The organism is Sphingopyxis sp. GW821-FHT02C12 (genome assembly GCF_059421785.1).
Genome location: NZ_JBWKVQ010000002.1, coordinates 717,347 through 730,959, shown reverse-complemented (window position 1 = coordinate 730,959; position 13,613 = coordinate 717,347). Strand labels below are relative to the sequence as shown.

17 protein-coding genes are annotated in these 13,613 nt (G+C 67.2%); 2 read left to right on the top strand and 15 right to left on the bottom strand.

What is annotated here, in order from left to right:
• Nucleotides 1-57: 57 nt before the first annotated feature.
• From rlxS to AC07U1_RS18775, 8 genes are all read right to left on the bottom strand, one after another.
• Complete coding sequence (rlxS, locus tag AC07U1_RS18810) at nt 58-2,043, bottom strand: relaxase/mobilization nuclease RlxS (RefSeq protein ID WP_495177932.1); 1,986 nt, start codon at nt 2,041-2,043, stop codon at nt 58-60.
• Between the two features lie 335 nt (nt 2,044-2,378).
• The gene (locus tag AC07U1_RS18805; protein WP_495177933.1) at nt 2,379-2,540 is read right to left on the bottom strand and encodes a hypothetical protein; all 162 of its coding nucleotides are present in this window, start codon (nt 2,538-2,540) and stop codon (nt 2,379-2,381) included.
• A 358-nt stretch (nt 2,541-2,898) separates the two neighbouring features.
• Entirely contained in the window at nt 2,899-4,656 is a 1,758-nt protein-coding gene (locus AC07U1_RS18800; RefSeq protein WP_495177934.1) for a ParB/RepB/Spo0J family partition protein, read from the bottom strand.
• Between the two features lie 82 nt (nt 4,657-4,738).
• On the bottom strand, nt 4,739-5,167 hold the full coding sequence (locus AC07U1_RS18795) for a DUF2958 domain-containing protein (RefSeq protein ID WP_495177935.1): 429 nt from the start codon (nt 5,165-5,167) through the stop codon (nt 4,739-4,741).
• A complete protein-coding gene (locus AC07U1_RS18790; RefSeq protein WP_495177936.1) occupies nt 5,164-6,126 on the bottom strand; it encodes an ArdC family protein in 963 nt (320 codons plus the stop codon). Before AC07U1_RS18790 ends, AC07U1_RS18795 begins: the two co-directional genes overlap by 4 nt.
• Before the next feature lie 478 nt (nt 6,127-6,604).
• Nucleotides 6,605-7,183 carry a lytic transglycosylase domain-containing protein gene (locus AC07U1_RS18785; RefSeq protein WP_495177937.1) on the bottom strand — a complete coding sequence of 193 codons (579 nt, stop codon included), beginning with the start codon at nt 7,181-7,183 and terminating at the stop codon, nt 6,605-6,607.
• Entirely contained in the window at nt 7,171-7,731 is a 561-nt protein-coding gene (locus tag AC07U1_RS18780) for a S26 family signal peptidase (RefSeq protein WP_495177938.1), read from the bottom strand. Before AC07U1_RS18780 ends, AC07U1_RS18785 begins: the two co-directional genes overlap by 13 nt.
• Nucleotides 7,724-7,963 carry a helix-turn-helix domain-containing protein gene (locus AC07U1_RS18775; protein WP_495177939.1) on the bottom strand — a complete coding sequence of 80 codons (240 nt, stop codon included), beginning with the start codon at nt 7,961-7,963 and terminating at the stop codon, nt 7,724-7,726. Before AC07U1_RS18775 ends, AC07U1_RS18780 begins: the two co-directional genes overlap by 8 nt.
• A gap of 199 nt (nt 7,964-8,162) precedes the next feature.
• Here AC07U1_RS18775 and AC07U1_RS18770 point away from each other — a divergent pair, with 199 nt between their 5' ends.
• Nucleotides 8,163-8,384 (top strand): hypothetical protein, encoded by a 222-nt coding sequence (locus AC07U1_RS18770; RefSeq protein ID WP_495177940.1) that lies wholly within the window; start codon nt 8,163-8,165, stop codon nt 8,382-8,384.
• On the opposite strand, the gene AC07U1_RS18765 is transcribed toward AC07U1_RS18770, so the two are convergent.
• The 3 genes from AC07U1_RS18765 to AC07U1_RS18755 all read right to left on the bottom strand — a co-directional run bounded on the left by AC07U1_RS18765 (nt 8,381) and on the right by AC07U1_RS18755 (nt 10,511).
• Nucleotides 8,381-9,196, bottom strand: a complete 816-nt coding sequence (locus tag AC07U1_RS18765; protein WP_495177941.1) for an NYN domain-containing protein — start codon at nt 9,194-9,196, stop codon at nt 8,381-8,383. The two genes, AC07U1_RS18770 and AC07U1_RS18765, sit on opposite strands and share 4 nt — an antisense overlap.
• Nucleotides 9,193-10,101 (bottom strand): HEPN domain-containing protein, encoded by a 909-nt coding sequence (locus AC07U1_RS18760; RefSeq protein ID WP_495177942.1) that lies wholly within the window; start codon nt 10,099-10,101, stop codon nt 9,193-9,195. Before AC07U1_RS18760 ends, AC07U1_RS18765 begins: the two co-directional genes overlap by 4 nt.
• 86 nt (nt 10,102-10,187) lie before the next feature.
• On the bottom strand, nt 10,188-10,511 hold the full coding sequence (locus AC07U1_RS18755; protein ID WP_495177943.1) for a DUF736 domain-containing protein: 324 nt from the start codon (nt 10,509-10,511) through the stop codon (nt 10,188-10,190).
• A 427-nt stretch (nt 10,512-10,938) separates the two neighbouring features.
• Here AC07U1_RS18755 and AC07U1_RS18750 point away from each other — a divergent pair, with 427 nt between their 5' ends.
• The gene (locus AC07U1_RS18750) at nt 10,939-11,232 is read left to right on the top strand and encodes a hypothetical protein (protein ID WP_495177944.1); all 294 of its coding nucleotides are present in this window, start codon (nt 10,939-10,941) and stop codon (nt 11,230-11,232) included.
• A gap of 57 nt (nt 11,233-11,289) precedes the next feature.
• On the opposite strand, the gene AC07U1_RS18745 is transcribed toward AC07U1_RS18750, so the two are convergent.
• The 4 genes from AC07U1_RS18745 to AC07U1_RS18730 all read right to left on the bottom strand — a co-directional run bounded on the left by AC07U1_RS18745 (nt 11,290) and on the right by AC07U1_RS18730 (nt 13,483).
• Entirely contained in the window at nt 11,290-11,952 is a 663-nt protein-coding gene (locus tag AC07U1_RS18745; RefSeq protein ID WP_495177945.1) for an alpha/beta hydrolase, read from the bottom strand.
• Nucleotides 11,953-12,102: 150 nt separating this feature from the next.
• Nucleotides 12,103-12,297, bottom strand: coding sequence for a hypothetical protein (locus AC07U1_RS18740; protein WP_495178466.1), 195 nt, complete (start codon nt 12,295-12,297; stop codon nt 12,103-12,105).
• 152 nt (nt 12,298-12,449) lie between these two features.
• On the bottom strand, nt 12,450-12,887 hold the full coding sequence (locus AC07U1_RS18735; protein ID WP_495177946.1) for a VOC family protein: 438 nt from the start codon (nt 12,885-12,887) through the stop codon (nt 12,450-12,452).
• A 47-nt stretch (nt 12,888-12,934) separates the two neighbouring features.
• Nucleotides 12,935-13,483: a hypothetical protein gene (locus AC07U1_RS18730; protein ID WP_495177947.1), complete on the bottom strand. Its 549-nt coding sequence runs from the start codon at nt 13,481-13,483 to the stop codon at nt 12,935-12,937.
• Between the last annotated feature and the right edge of the window lie 130 nt (nt 13,484-13,613).

Genomic DNA, 13,613 nt, shown 5'->3' with positions numbered 1-13,613 from the left:
ACCTCAGCTTTGAGGACACAGTGCATAAAGCGGGCCTGCTGCAATAGGTCAGTCAGGTCAGGAAATGCTCGGCCCGCTGCGCTGGCGTCCGAGCGACCAGCTGATCCCGCCATCGCGCATGATGCCCGACACCGATTTGCTCACATGGCGATCAAGCACCGGGCGCCAAGGAACCAAAGTAAAGTCGCGCGACCTTTGGACCAGCGCGTAGCGTCCGCCCACCATATCGACCGGTCGTCGATAAATACCATCGATCCGTTCGCCGGTCTTCGCCTCAGCAAATGGCAATCCCAACTCACCCGACAGGGTGTTCGCGACCCGCAACAATTCGCGCCGCCGGAGCGCAGCGATCATGTCGCTTCTATAGGAGAACTGCCCTGCCTTTTCCTCCGCCAGCCCCTCGGCCACCAGCCATTGCCGCCGCTGCGCCTGCGCTTCGCGCACGTCGTGCCCGAAACCCGCATCGCGCAGCGGCACGGGAGAGGATGCAACAAGTTCCCGGTCGAGCCAGGTGGCCGCATCGGCATCGACCAGCTTTTCAAGCGGCAGCGGCGACAGGGTCTCGACGGTTACGGGACGATCCTTCGCGCGGGCGTTTTCATAGGAGGCCGCGCGGTCGAGATGATCGGGTGCGATGACCCAGCTTCCGTCGGGTTCGCGTTCGACGTTGCGCGTCAACCGGCGCATCGCCTCCAGCCGCCGAACATGCGTTTCGGCGAAGGCTTCGGTCACACCCGCATCGTGACGAAGATGCGCGTCGACCGAATAGCGCCCGCCGTTCGCCGCGGCGACCTTGGCAATCGTGCGGTCCGAAGCCCGAACGCCCGCTTCGACGGGCGCGATCCGGACGATGGCGCCGGACACGTGGCTCTCGGCGTTCTCGCCCTTGCCGATGTCGACATAGTAGGACCGCCCGTCGGTCGCCTCGACGATGACAAAATGGCGATCGGCGAATTCATCCGAGAGACCGCGATGAACAACACGTCCGACGAGCGGGCGCGCCCCGCCGGCAGTCGGATCATATATCAGCTGGTCGGCGAGCGCCGGGGCGTTCCCGCGCGCCGCATAGGTTCGCTGCATGGTGCGGATGATGTCGCCGCGCTCGCCCATGCGCCGCAGCGTGTCGGCGAGGTCCGGCGCGAGCCGCCAGTGCGACGCGCCGACCTGCGTCGCAAGCCCGAGCCGCTCAAGCGTCGTCAGCCGCCCGGTCCGGATCGCCTGGTCATATACGCCGCGGGCCTTGCTGCTCGCGAGCACATTGTCTTCGGCATCGCGGATCAGCGCGCGGTCGATGCCGGTCAGCCGCTCCTGTCCGACCTCTGCGCGGAGCCGCTGTTCGATGGCATCGTCGGTGCGCGGGCCGAGATCGAGATCGACCAGTTCGCAGGCGCGCTCGCGCAGGCCATGGCTGATATAGTCGCGTGCGATGATCAGATCGCTTCCGCGCTCGTCCTTGCCGCGCACGATGATGTGCGTGTGCGGATGGCCGGTATTATGATGATCGACCGCAACCCAATCGAGCCGCGTCCCTAGATCCTCCTCCATACGCGCCATCAACCGCCGCGTCAGCGGCCTGAGGTCGTCATAGTCCGCGCCATCCTCGGCGCTCACGATGAAGCGGAACTGGTGACGATCGGCCTTTGCCTGTTCGAGCCAGGCGCTGCGATCGATCTTGTCGCTGGCCGCGCCATAGAGCTGGCCGCGCCCGCCCTCGCGCGTCGTGCCGTCGCGCTCGACATAACGAAGATGCGCTTTCGCGCCGTCGAAACCCCTGCCTTTGAACGATATGAGCCGCGCCTTGACGATCACGCGGCGCTGCCGGAACGCCGCAAAGCGATCGCGTGCCGACAGGACGCGTCCAACGCCGGCGCCGCGCCCGATCCGGCTGCCGGTAAAACCGCTCCGGCGCGATCGCGCGGGCGCACCGCCGCGGGCAAGGTTCGTGGCGGCCAGAACGCGGTGCAGGAACTTGCGCGCAGACGGTTGCCCGCCCCGGCTGCGAAGGCGCCCCAGTTCGGGTTCGAAATCATCGTCGTCGGACATGCACCAAGGCTCGCGGGAGGGAGGAAGCGGCGATCATGCGCGCTTGCCCGCCCATTGAAAATCGGTGCCGCCAAAGGCTACGGAATTCCGTCGCTTTTGAGGGTAGCGGCACCGGTCACGGCCGAACGGCACTGTTCTTCCGCCTATAAAAAGGATGTGCAGACAATCGCTTACGGCAACCAGCGGTGCCGTAGCTTCTCTATCTTGCCTTACGCCGCATCGCCCTCGACCTTCCGTACGCCCTCCCCCGCCACCCTCCTCCAGCGCGCAAAAAAAGGGAAGCAGCGCCCATCGGCACCGCTCCCCTTGTCGCACCTTCATGATGGCGCAGCGGCCTAAGCCGGTCGCGCCTCGCGGCTTCCGCGCCCGGTCCGATTGCTACGCCGCCATTGCCGTTCGGCAGCGCGCAACTCGGCCTCGATCTGGCGCCGCTCGGCCGCGTCGTCGCACCATGAAAGCTCCGCGCGCAGTTCCTCGATTTGCTGTTCGATGCTCATCGTCCGTCTCCTGATCTTGTGAAAGACAGGTGTCCCGCCCGGCGGCGCGCGGGCCGGGTCAGGGACCGCGAAGCGGCTGCGCCAGCGGCGATGGGGGTCACGATTTTGCGCAGCAAAATGGTGGGGCCCCGTCGTCCTTGACGCGGCCCGCGCGCCGCCGGATGCTCGGCCTATCCGAGCAGACAGCCCTCCCCCGACGACGAGATTTCGGACGGTGGCGAAGCCGGCGGATGCCGGTTCGGCACCCTGTTTCCGCGCCATTTCCAGGCACAAAAGAAGCCGCCCGAACCGCGAAAGCGGCGGGCGGCAAGTGGGTTTCAGGAGGCGGGCGGCGGCGCGCCGCCCGCCCGCCAAGGGCTCACGCGGCCTGGCGTTCGCCCCCCTGTTCGGGCTGCTGTTCGGCGCGCGCCGCCTGCACCCGCGCGTGCGCCGCGACGGAGCCGACGCCGCCGCGCGCCGTGTAGGCCGACGGCGGGAAGGCCATCCATTTCGGCACCCAGCCCTCGACCTTCGCGCGACCGTTCGCGCCGTCGAGATGATCGCAGACGATCTGTTTCAGCGTCTTGGCCTTCTCGCCCGTATTGGCGGCTGCGACCTCCTCGCCCGCAACCTCGGCGACGATCCGGCCCAAGACCTCCCTGTCGCGCAAGCATTCGAAAAAGGCGTCGTCGGCCTGCCAATAGCCCGCCACGTCGAGGCCGATTTCGAGGCCGACGGCATCGATCGCCGCGCTGCCCGACGCGAGCGTCTCGCCCATGACGATGGCGATCACGTCCATGACCGCGCGGTCGGGAAGGTCGAGCAGGCGCAGGAACAGCCCGACGAGACCATAGCCGTCGCCGTTACCGCCGGTCACGGTCGGCTCCTCGGCGGAGAAGCCGAGAAGATCGAGCACGGCACGGCGCTTGAGGTCGAAGTCCGTCTCGCCCTTGCAGGTTTCGACGGACTCGCGAACCGCGTCGTTGCGGCTCGTCTGCGGCTCGGGCTGCACCTTCCAGAGATGCGATCCGGCGATGGCATGCGCGACCATCAAACGGAGTGCGACCTTGGGATGGCCGGTCAGCGCGGCGCGCACGGCGGCGTGACGATGGAGGTCGACATAGGTCTGCATCGTGCTCGTCACTTCGGGGCGCGGCAGTTTGGGGCCGGTGTCGATGGCCTCGCCCGCGTCGATGCGCCTTGCTTCCTTCGCGGTCACATAGCCCTCGAAGACGTCGACCTCGCCGCTCTCGCGGACATGGATATAGACGCGTCCGCCCTTGCGTTTGGGGGCCTTGCGATAGTCCCATGACGGAAAATATTCGCCGCGCGGGACGATGACGACGTCGGGCCATCCGGCGTCGAGATAATCCTCGCGCCGCGCCGCGATGGCAGCCTCCTGCGCTTTCCAGAAGGCGTCGGAATCGGCGAAATAGCGGTCCTCGCCGAACAGGTCGGAGACGACCGCCAGCCCGCTCGCCGCGATATCGAACAGCGCATGTTCAGCCTTGATCGACGCGCCGCCGAACAGCCATGCTTTCAACTGGTGGCCCGTCGGACAATAGGCGTCCGCGTCGTCGTAGAGCGCGAGCCATGCCTTTTGCTGGCTCTTGCTCGCGAGCGTGAGATGGCGAACGGTCGCGGCGTCGATCTCGGCGCGGCGATAGAGGTCGCGGACACGCGGCAACAGGCCGCCGAGCGCGAGGATGCGCTTCACGCCCTGTTCGGGAATGCCGAAGGTTGCCGAAATATCCTCTGCGGTGCGGCCCTCGCGGACGAGGCGGGTGAAGGTCTCCCAGCGCGTCACCTCGTCGGGTGCGAGCCGTGCGACATTCTCGATCAGCGACGCCTCGATGGCGGCGGCATCGTCGCCGTCGTCGAGGATCGCGCACGGCAAGGGATCGGTGCCCGCCGCGCCGCGCTCGCCCGCGACGATCTGCGCGGCGGTGTAGCGGCGCGCGCCCGCAACGATCTCATAGGCGCCGTCGGCGCAGTTCGGGCGCACGATCAGCGGCACGAGGACGCCGCGCGCGCGGACGGTGGCCAAAATGTCGGACACGTCGGGCGCCTTTTTCGCGTAGCGCATATTGGCCTTGCTGATCGACAGCTTGCCAAGGTCGATAAAGTCGAGTTTCATAGCATTGCTCCTTAAGAGCGCCGGTCCGTCGAGTTTCGCGATTGGGCGGACCGGCTTCGATTGCGGCGGGACGCGCCGCGCGTCATCCACCGCCCGAGACTTCGGGAGGCGGAAGCTCGTTAGCGCCGCGCACCGCGCGGCGAAGTTCGCTTTCGGCGGCGATGATCGAACCGAGACGCCGCGCGGCAGCGGCCCAGACCGAGAGCGGACGCATGGACATGAAATGCTCGTCGCGCTCGATGGCGAGGCCGAAGGAAAGCCGCACGCTCGCGATTTCGCGGAGCGAGAAGGAGCCGAGTTCGGGGCAGCCGAACCCGAGATCGGCGAGCCCGAACAGCGTATCGCCGTCGGCGTCGAGTTCGGTCGCGAGCCATGTCGCCGCGCCGACCGGATTGAAGAATTTGACGACGGGAAGCGGGTCGGGTTCGACGTCGCCGGTCTGGACCGCGACTTGATGCGCGGCGGCATTGGCGCGGAGCACGGCGCGAAGGTCGGGGGTGAGCAGGATCATGCCGCCACCCTCCCCGCCTCGGCGCGCGCCTCGGCGTGACGCGCGAGAATCCAGTCGGCGGCCTTGCTCGCTTGGCTCGCGGCGCGGAAGATGGCGCGATGGTCTTCGCGCAGCACCTCGATCCAGTGCGCGAGATAATCGGCGTGACGGACGGTCGGTACGATACCGAGCGCGGCGCAAAGGAAGGCGCTGCCCATTTCGGCGACGAGTTCCTCGCGGGCGTAATCCTTGCCGCCAAGGCCGTTCATGAGCTTGCGGTCGAGCCGCGAGACATGGCCGGTCGCATGGGTCAGTTCGTGCAGGGCGGTGCGGTAATAGTTGACCTGATCGAAGAAGGCGGGTTGCGGCGGCACCGCCACGAAGTCGTGCGCAGGGACGTAGAAAGCCTTGTCGCCGCCAATGCGGAAATCGACCCCCGACGCGGCGATGACCGCCTCGGCGAGCGGCACGATTTCGCGTTCGGGCAGCGGCGCGGGGTCGGCCGCAAGCCCATCGCGAAGCCCCTCGCACTGCGCGACGTTGAACAGGGTGAAGCGCTTGAGAAAGGGGATCGCCTTGGCATCCTCGCCTGCCTCGCGCGCGCGCTCCTTCTCGGCCTCGGGGGTGAAGCGGTCGGCGTAAACGACGCTGGTGCCGCGCTCGCCCTTGCGAACGCCGCCGCCCGCTGCAAGCGCCTGCCGTAAGGTCAGCCAGCCTTGCGACGGCCAGCCGTGATCGATTACCGCGCCCCAGAGGATGAGGATATTGACGCCGCTATAGGGGCGGCCGGTCAGCGCGTTACGCGGCAGACCCGGCGCGGCGGCGGCGGCGCTCTCTCGGGCGCGGCCCCAAGGCTGCACCCAAGGAAAGCGGCCCGCTTCGAGTTCGGCGATGATGCGGCGGGTGACCTCGTCGTAGAGATTGGCGCGGGGCTGCTCCCCGCCCGTGCGGGCTGCGCGGCGCTTGCCGGTCTGGCGCATGGCTGTCCTCCTCACACGCCCAAAACCCCATGGGCCTCCCCCGGAGTGGGGGTGGGCGGCGAGTTGCGACCTGCCGGGCGCGGCCAGGAGGCGGCGCGCATCCGAAGGACCGCAACGAAGAGGAGGAGCCGGCGAAGCCGGCTTGCGGGGCGCCGGGCCGCGCCCAGAAGGGAGCGCCGGCCACCGCCACGACGGCGGGAAGGCCCGAGATCAAATGCCGCCGCGCGCCACCGCGCGCGGCGACTGCATCGCGCCGCAGGCCAAAAGGAAGGACGCGCCCTTGGCAGCGGCGCCGGCGCGGCGGCGTGCGCGCGGGCCTGTGGGCCAGCCGCCGCCGCGCCCCCGGCCAAAGCCAAGAGCGCATGCGCGGGCCCGGACAACGCGCGACCTCTGGCGGCGGCTCCGCCGCCAGTGTGCGCTCATCATACCCGCGCTCAACACCCGCCAGGATATAGCCGCGGAACGGCCTGCGCCGCGTCTAGCGGCGGATGAAGAACAGGCTCCGGGCGTCATTCGCCGAAGGCGCCGGGGCGCCCGCGTCGACCGGCCTGCCTGATCCCGATTTGGCGAACGATCCATCGGCGTCGACGCCGCTCCCAGCCGTTGCGCCGATATAGTCCCGCGTTTCGCGCGGAAGCGAGGAACGGCCGGCAAGCCAGGACGCATAACGGCCCGGCCCGGCGTTATAGGCGCCGAACAGCCCCGGATAGCCGAAGCGGTCGTACATCAGCCGCAGGTAGAGCGTGCCCGCCATTATATTGTCGCGCGGTGCGTGCGGATCGGCGCCAAGGCCGAGCCGCGCGCGCATCGCCGCCCAGGTGCCGGGCATGAGCTGCATCAGCCCCATCGCCCCGGCGCGGCTGACAATCGGCCGACCGCCGAGCGTCGTGCGTCCGCCGCTTTCGGCGCGCATCACGCGTTCGATCCATTCGGCGGGGACGCCGAAACGCGCCGAAGCCTCCTCGATATGCGGCCGCCAGTGCTCGATCGATCGGGCATGCACCGGCGCCGCCACAAGCAACGCCGTCAGCGCCAGAATCATCTTCAGCGGAGCCACAGCGGCACCGCCTTCCCGACGATCGCGCGCCGCTCGACCGGCCCGAAATAGCGGCCATCGAAGGAGGCCGGGTCGTCCATCAGCAGCAGTATGGCATCGCCGGCGAGCGTCACGCAGCCGCGCCACCAGGGCAGCGGCCGTCCGGCGCCATCGAAGCGGCGCCGGACGGCGACGAGCCGCCCTTCGACGAAGATCCATGCCTCGAACGCACAGACGCGGTCGCCCGGCCCGGCGGCGATGCGCTTGAGGAGCGGGACATTGGCGGGAAGATAGTGGCGCCGCGCCGCGAACCCGCGCCACGGCGCGCCGAGCCGGACGACGACCATATCGCTGCGGGCGACCGGCGCGCCCGGCGAAACGCGCCAAAGCCCCACGGGCGCGCTGGCGCTGGCATTCCAGAGCAGGCGCGGCCGCGGCGGCGACACGGCGGTCCAGACGAGCGATACCGCGAGCCCCGCACACAGGCCGAGCAGCGCCATTCGTCCGCGCCGGCGGCGCCGCGCCGCGCGCAGCGCCGCGCCGACGATCCGGACCGGTACCCTACGCATCGGCCCCGGCCTCGCCGACCCCCTGCGACCAGGCGTCGAGGTCGTCGATATGATAGCGGATATGGCGGCTGTGGCGCCGGTAGCGCGGGCCGGTCCCGGCGCTGCGATATTCCTGCAGGGTGCGCGGCGACAGGCTGAGGTAGAAAGCTGCCTGATCGGGGCTCAGGAAGGGCGACCCGTGGCGGGCCTGCGCGGCGCGCGCGTTGGCGTCGCGGTCGGACGTATCGGTCATGGCAAAGCACCTCGATGCGCGGCGCTTCCCCGCGCCGCCTGGTGCCCGCTTGATGATCGGTATCGCCCATCGCCGGCAGGGTCGCAGACGCCCCATGGCGAATTCGACCCCCTTCCGATATTGCCGAATCGTTCTCTCTATGTTCTAAATATCCCGCTTGCCGCCGAGCGCGGCGATTCGACATCGACGGAGACGAAGAGTGCAGCATGATGTGCGGCTGCGCGCCGCCGCGCGCGCGATTTACGACGCCTGCTATCCGGGCGAGGAATGGGCGCCGGTCGGCTTCGACGAGGCCGAGCGGCACGGCACGATCCACTATCGGCAGGCGGTAGGCGCGGCGATGGAGGCCCGGGCCGCGCTGGCGGCGCCGATACGGCCCGAACTATTCGAGGTGCCGGAGCCGAGGTTCAGCGCCATCTAGACCGCAGGTGTCTTGGCCCGGTCGCGGTTGCGCTTGTCGGCGACATAACTCTGGCCGTTGTCCGCCTTCACGATTTCGAACAGACCGGTCGCTTCGAACAGCGCCGGGAAATTCCGAGCACCATAGTTGCGCGGGTCGATCGGCGCCTGCCGTTTCGCCGCGCTGCCGGCGGCCGACATCGACGCCCATCCGTCGTCGCGCGCGACCGCCTCGACCGCACCGCGGAGGATCGTGACGAGCTTGGTGTCCATCGCCAGCGATTTGCTGGCCGCCCTGGCGGGCGCGGCTTTCGTCTTTGCGGGAGGCTTTGCCTTCGCGGGGGCGGGATCGGACGGCGATGCCGGCGCGACGCCTTCGAGGCTGTCGAGGTACAGGAAGGCCGTACAGGCGTTGACGAAGGGGCTCGGCGTCTTGCGTTCGCCGAAGCCGTAGACCTCGTGGCCGTTGGCGCGCAGCTGCATGACGAGCGGCGTGAAATCGGCGTCGCTCGATGCGAGGCAGAAGGCGTCGAGCTTCTGGGTGTAGAGCAATTCCATCGCGTCGATCACGAGCGCGATGTCGGTCGCGTTCTTGCCCGTCGAATAGTTGAATAGCTGGATCGGCCGGATCGCGAAGTCGTGGAGCTTGTCCTTCCAGCCCTTCAGCGCGTCGCTCGCCCAATTGCCATAGGCGCGGCGAATGTTCGCGGTGCCATATTTCGAAAGCTCGGCGAGCATCTCGCCGATCTTGGCGTGCGAGACATTGTCGGCGTCGATCAGCAGCGCGATCTTGCGGTCGGGAGTGGCCGCTACAGGCTCGGCCACCTCAGTCATAACGGCGCGCCTTCGGCCAGACGCTTTTCGGCGATCGCCCGCACCTCGGCCTGGAGCAGTTCGATGCGTTCGACGAGCCATTCGAGTTCGGGGCCCGTGATCTTGTAGTGCGGCGAGTAGCGCGCATTCACATAGGCCTGCTGGAGCAGTTCGAAGCAGCGGCGGCCGAACTTGCTGTCGCGCGGCCAGACCGGGATCAGGTCGCGCGCGATGTCCTCAGACTTGTCGCGCAAAAATTTGATCTTGTGGGATTTCGGTGTGTAAAGCGTCAGCACCAGCAGGACGCAGTGATAAAGGCGCTCCGCCGTCTGATGGAGCAGGAACGCTGCATCATTATTTTCGCCCTCGACGATTGCGTATTTTGCGAGCTTCAAGCTGCTCGCTGCTTTTGGAAACCATTGGTCGAAATAAGCCTGCGCTTCTTCCCTCGCCTCTTCGGCCGAAAGCGGCTTGGGCGTGTCGAACGACTGCGTCCCCAGCTCGTAAAGCACGACCCCGTCGCGCACGATGTCGATGAAGAAGGGCCGCCCGCGCGAAAGCTGCTGGTTCACGTCGGTGAGGCTGTGGACGATCAGACCGACGGGTGCCGAGAGCTTCTTGGTGACGCCATAGTCGCGCAGGAAGCGATCCTCGGCCTTATACCAATAGTCGACCGGATCGGTGAGCCGTTCGTCGTTGACGACGACGAGGATATCGTAATCCGAATAATAGCCGCCGACGGGATCGGCGACCCAGTCGCCGCGCGCGTAGCTGCCGTAGAGGATGACCTTGAGGATGCGGCCCTGCTTCTTCCACTTCTGGGTCGCGAGCGCGGTCGCGTCCTCGAACTCGGCGAAGAGGATTTCGACGATACGTGCGAGGTCCTGCTGCTTGCCGCCGGGAAGATGGTCGAGATCGGTTTTCATGTCTTTCGAATCCTAGCCGAATATTACGCGCTGACAATGGAAAGGGTGAACCCCGCGCCCGCTTGCGGCGGACGCGGGGTCGGCCCTCAGTCGGCCGGGTTCCAGATGACGGCATAGGTGTCGTCATCGTCCTGACCCGCGGCGCGGCCGAGGTTCGCGTAGAGCCGGCGCGGTCCGAACTCGGGTGCCGCGAGGCTCAGCGAGACGTATGTCTTGCCCGACACCTCGCCGGTGCGAACCCAGCCGGCACCGATCTCGACGCCTTCGGAGAAGACCCGGAAATCGGGCTGGACGTCGTTGCCCTTGGTGCGGTTGGGGCTGATCTCGATGCTCGCGCGGATCGAGAGGGTCTTGAGCTGGCCCACGAAGCCCTTTTCGATGGTGCCGTTCACAAAGCCGATAGCTGCCATTGTTCGTCTCCTTCATCGCTGCCGGAGACTATCCCCGGAGCGTGAGCAGGGACAGGCCGGGCCCAAGGAAACGGCGCGCACCCTAAGGGCCGCAGCGCATGCGGAGGACGGAAGGACCGGCGCCTTTTTTGGACGCGGCACGCGTCGGCGCGAGGAGCCCGCGCAGCGGGCGGGGAAAAAAGCGCCGGGACGGCCGTTGCGCGGCGTTTCGCGCCCGGCCAGACGGCTCACTCGGGCACCGGGATGGCCCCGGCGATGACAGGCACGAAGCGCGGCTAAAGAATTTTTGCTGAACGCTTCATCGAAATTGGCATGGCCAGCGCCGAAGGATCGGAGCAAGGCGTGAGCGCGCGGTCACCGGATTCGCGGACGGGGCGGTCCGCGGCGGGTTTTGGGCGGCGACGAGGGCGCGGACCAGGGGGATCGAATGGACGGCAGGGCAGAGCTTCTGATCGCGGGCGAGTATGGCGATATCCAGCAGATCGCGGCGCGCAGCGCGGGCATCTGGGTTGGATTGTCGATCGACGATGCCGCGCATGCCGCCCTGCGCCGCGACGGGCTCGATCCGGCACGGCTGCGGCTGACGGGGCTCCACCCGTTCGAATTTTCCGACGCGGCCGATGGCGGGCTCCAGGTTGTGGCGTGCGCCAACGATAACGAGACGGCGGAAGCTTTGCTCGACCTGTTCCGGATCTATTTCCTCAGGCGCCTGCTCGCGTAAGCATAGCTTTCGAGGGTGCGCCGCCGAGGCCCGACCGGGGCTGAAGGCCCATAGCCGTCACGACGATCGGGCGAAGGCCTCGGCGATGAAATCGCGGCCGAGCCGCAATCCGACCGGATCGACGCTATGGCCCACACCGTAGGAAATGTGCGTCGTGACATCGACGCCAAGGCGCTTCAGCTCACTTTCGGACATGTGGAGCGCGGCAATCGGTACGACCGGATCGGCCGTGCCATGCACCAACAGAACCGGCGGCTTTGGGGAGGCGTCATGGGCAAGGCCGAGCGTTCCGGCAAGCATGCCCGAGTAACCGACGATCGCGGCGACGGCGCGCGGCCGACGCAGACCGACATGAAGCGCCATCATCGTGCCCTGGCTGAAGCCGACGAGCGCCAGATCGGCTTCGGTCAGTTCATATTGGGCGAGCTTGCGGTCGATGAAGGCGTCGATCGCCGGCGCTGCCGATGCCGCGCCGGCGGCCAGTGCCGACGGCGCAAATCCCGACAGGCCCCACCATTGATAGCCCGCGCCCATCATGCCGCAACGCTGCGGCGCGTGCGGCGCGAGGAACAGCGTGTCGGGGAGCGCCTCCTGCCACTGGGGCGCGAGCGAAATCATGTCGGCGCCGCTCGATCCAAAGCCGTGCAACAGCAAGACGATCTTTTTCGGCGCGTTGCCCGAGCGCGGTTGCAGGCTGGCGCCATTCACGATTTTCGACAAATATGACCTCTTTCCGGTTGCCGAAGGTTATTTGGTCATTGGCAGTTCGCTCGACAAGCCATGAGTGGTCCGGGGCGCCGGCCAGGATTTGCACGACCACCGGAGCGTTGCGGTCGCGTGGGTCCGGCTTGCCGGGTCTTGAGACGGACGTCAGGACCGCGCCGCCGCTGCCCCCATCGCAGCGGGACCAGTCGATGCGGGTGACGACGGGTCGGCCGCTCGCCGCCCGCCGAAGTAACGGATTGAATGAAGATCGTTCAGACAGTCCGCAACCTGCGACCAGAATTCGGCTTCCTCGCCTTCTCCGCGAGCCCGAAGCGCCTGAATCCTATCGGCAATAATCACCGGCGCGCGGTCGCCATATCGGGTTTCGAGTGCGAGCACCTGACCCCAAAGGTCATGGTCGGCATTGCTTCCCATCGCTGCGACTCCGATGTGTTTGGCCAACGCTAGCACATGGACGCCTGTGCACCAAAAGGCCGGTAGCCGAGAAACGCTCAACCCAGCTCCTCGGCAAGCCCGATGAGAATCCCTTCGGGTCCGCGGATGTAGCAGAGCCGGTATATGTCCTGATAGTCGACGACCTCGCCTACGAGCTCCGCGCCGCGCGCGCGAACCCGTTCCAGCGTGTCGTCGATGTCGTCTACGGCGAACATCGCGCGAAGATAGCCGAGGGCGTTGACCGGGGCGTTTCGGTGGTCAGCAGCGACGGACGGCCGCAGAAAGCGAGAAAGCTCAAGCCTGCTATGGCCGTCCGGTGTGCGCATCATCGCAACTTCGACATGCTGGTCGCCGAGACCGGTAACGCGGCCCGCCCATTCGCCTTCGATCGTAGCCCGCCCCTCGAGCTCGAGGCCGAGTTCGAGAAAGAAATCCACCGTCGCATCGAGGTCCTCGACGACGATTCCCATATTATCCATCCGCTTGATCGCCATGATGCCGGTCTCCTGATGTCGCGCTTGATGTCAGGGCGTCCCTGCCCCTAACCGCCCTTCTTTTGCGCCCGCGCCGCCCTGACACCGGCGAGGAACTGTTTTTCATCGACCTTCATCGCCAGCCCTCGCGCTGACAGAAAAAATGCCGCCCGCGGCATGGTGATATTGCCCTCGCTGGTGGTCAGTATTGCGCCCTGAGGCGCCGTCGCCGTGACCTTGCCGAGCACCGTGGCACCGTCGACGCTCCGCACCTCGGCGCCAGGTTTCAATGCTCCATCGACGGCCGCCGCATCGGCCTCGGCCTGCCTCAGGACCGCGACAATCTTCGCCTTCGGGGCTTTCAGCGCCGGGCCCTTGGCGCTCTTCACAAAGGCATTCTTCGGCACGACGAGCCCGTTGCCGTCGATGGACACCGCGACCCTGTCTCCGGACACTTTCGCGATCTCGCCGACCTGTTCGCCATTCTGGTCATAGACCCTGGTCCCGACAACCAGCGAAGCAGCCGGTGCGGCCTCCTGCGCGTGCGCGACGGGCGCAGCAAGTGCCAGCGCGCCCGCAAGGCACAGCGCCGCCGTCGGGGTGAATGATCTGAACATGACAGACTCCTCGGGAACCAGAGTGCCTTCCCGTGCCGCAATGCATGACAGTACGCCAAATGCGATGCTGATCGGCCGTGCAACGGACGCGGCGACACGACGTCCCTGCCCTCGAAGCCATCGGACGCGT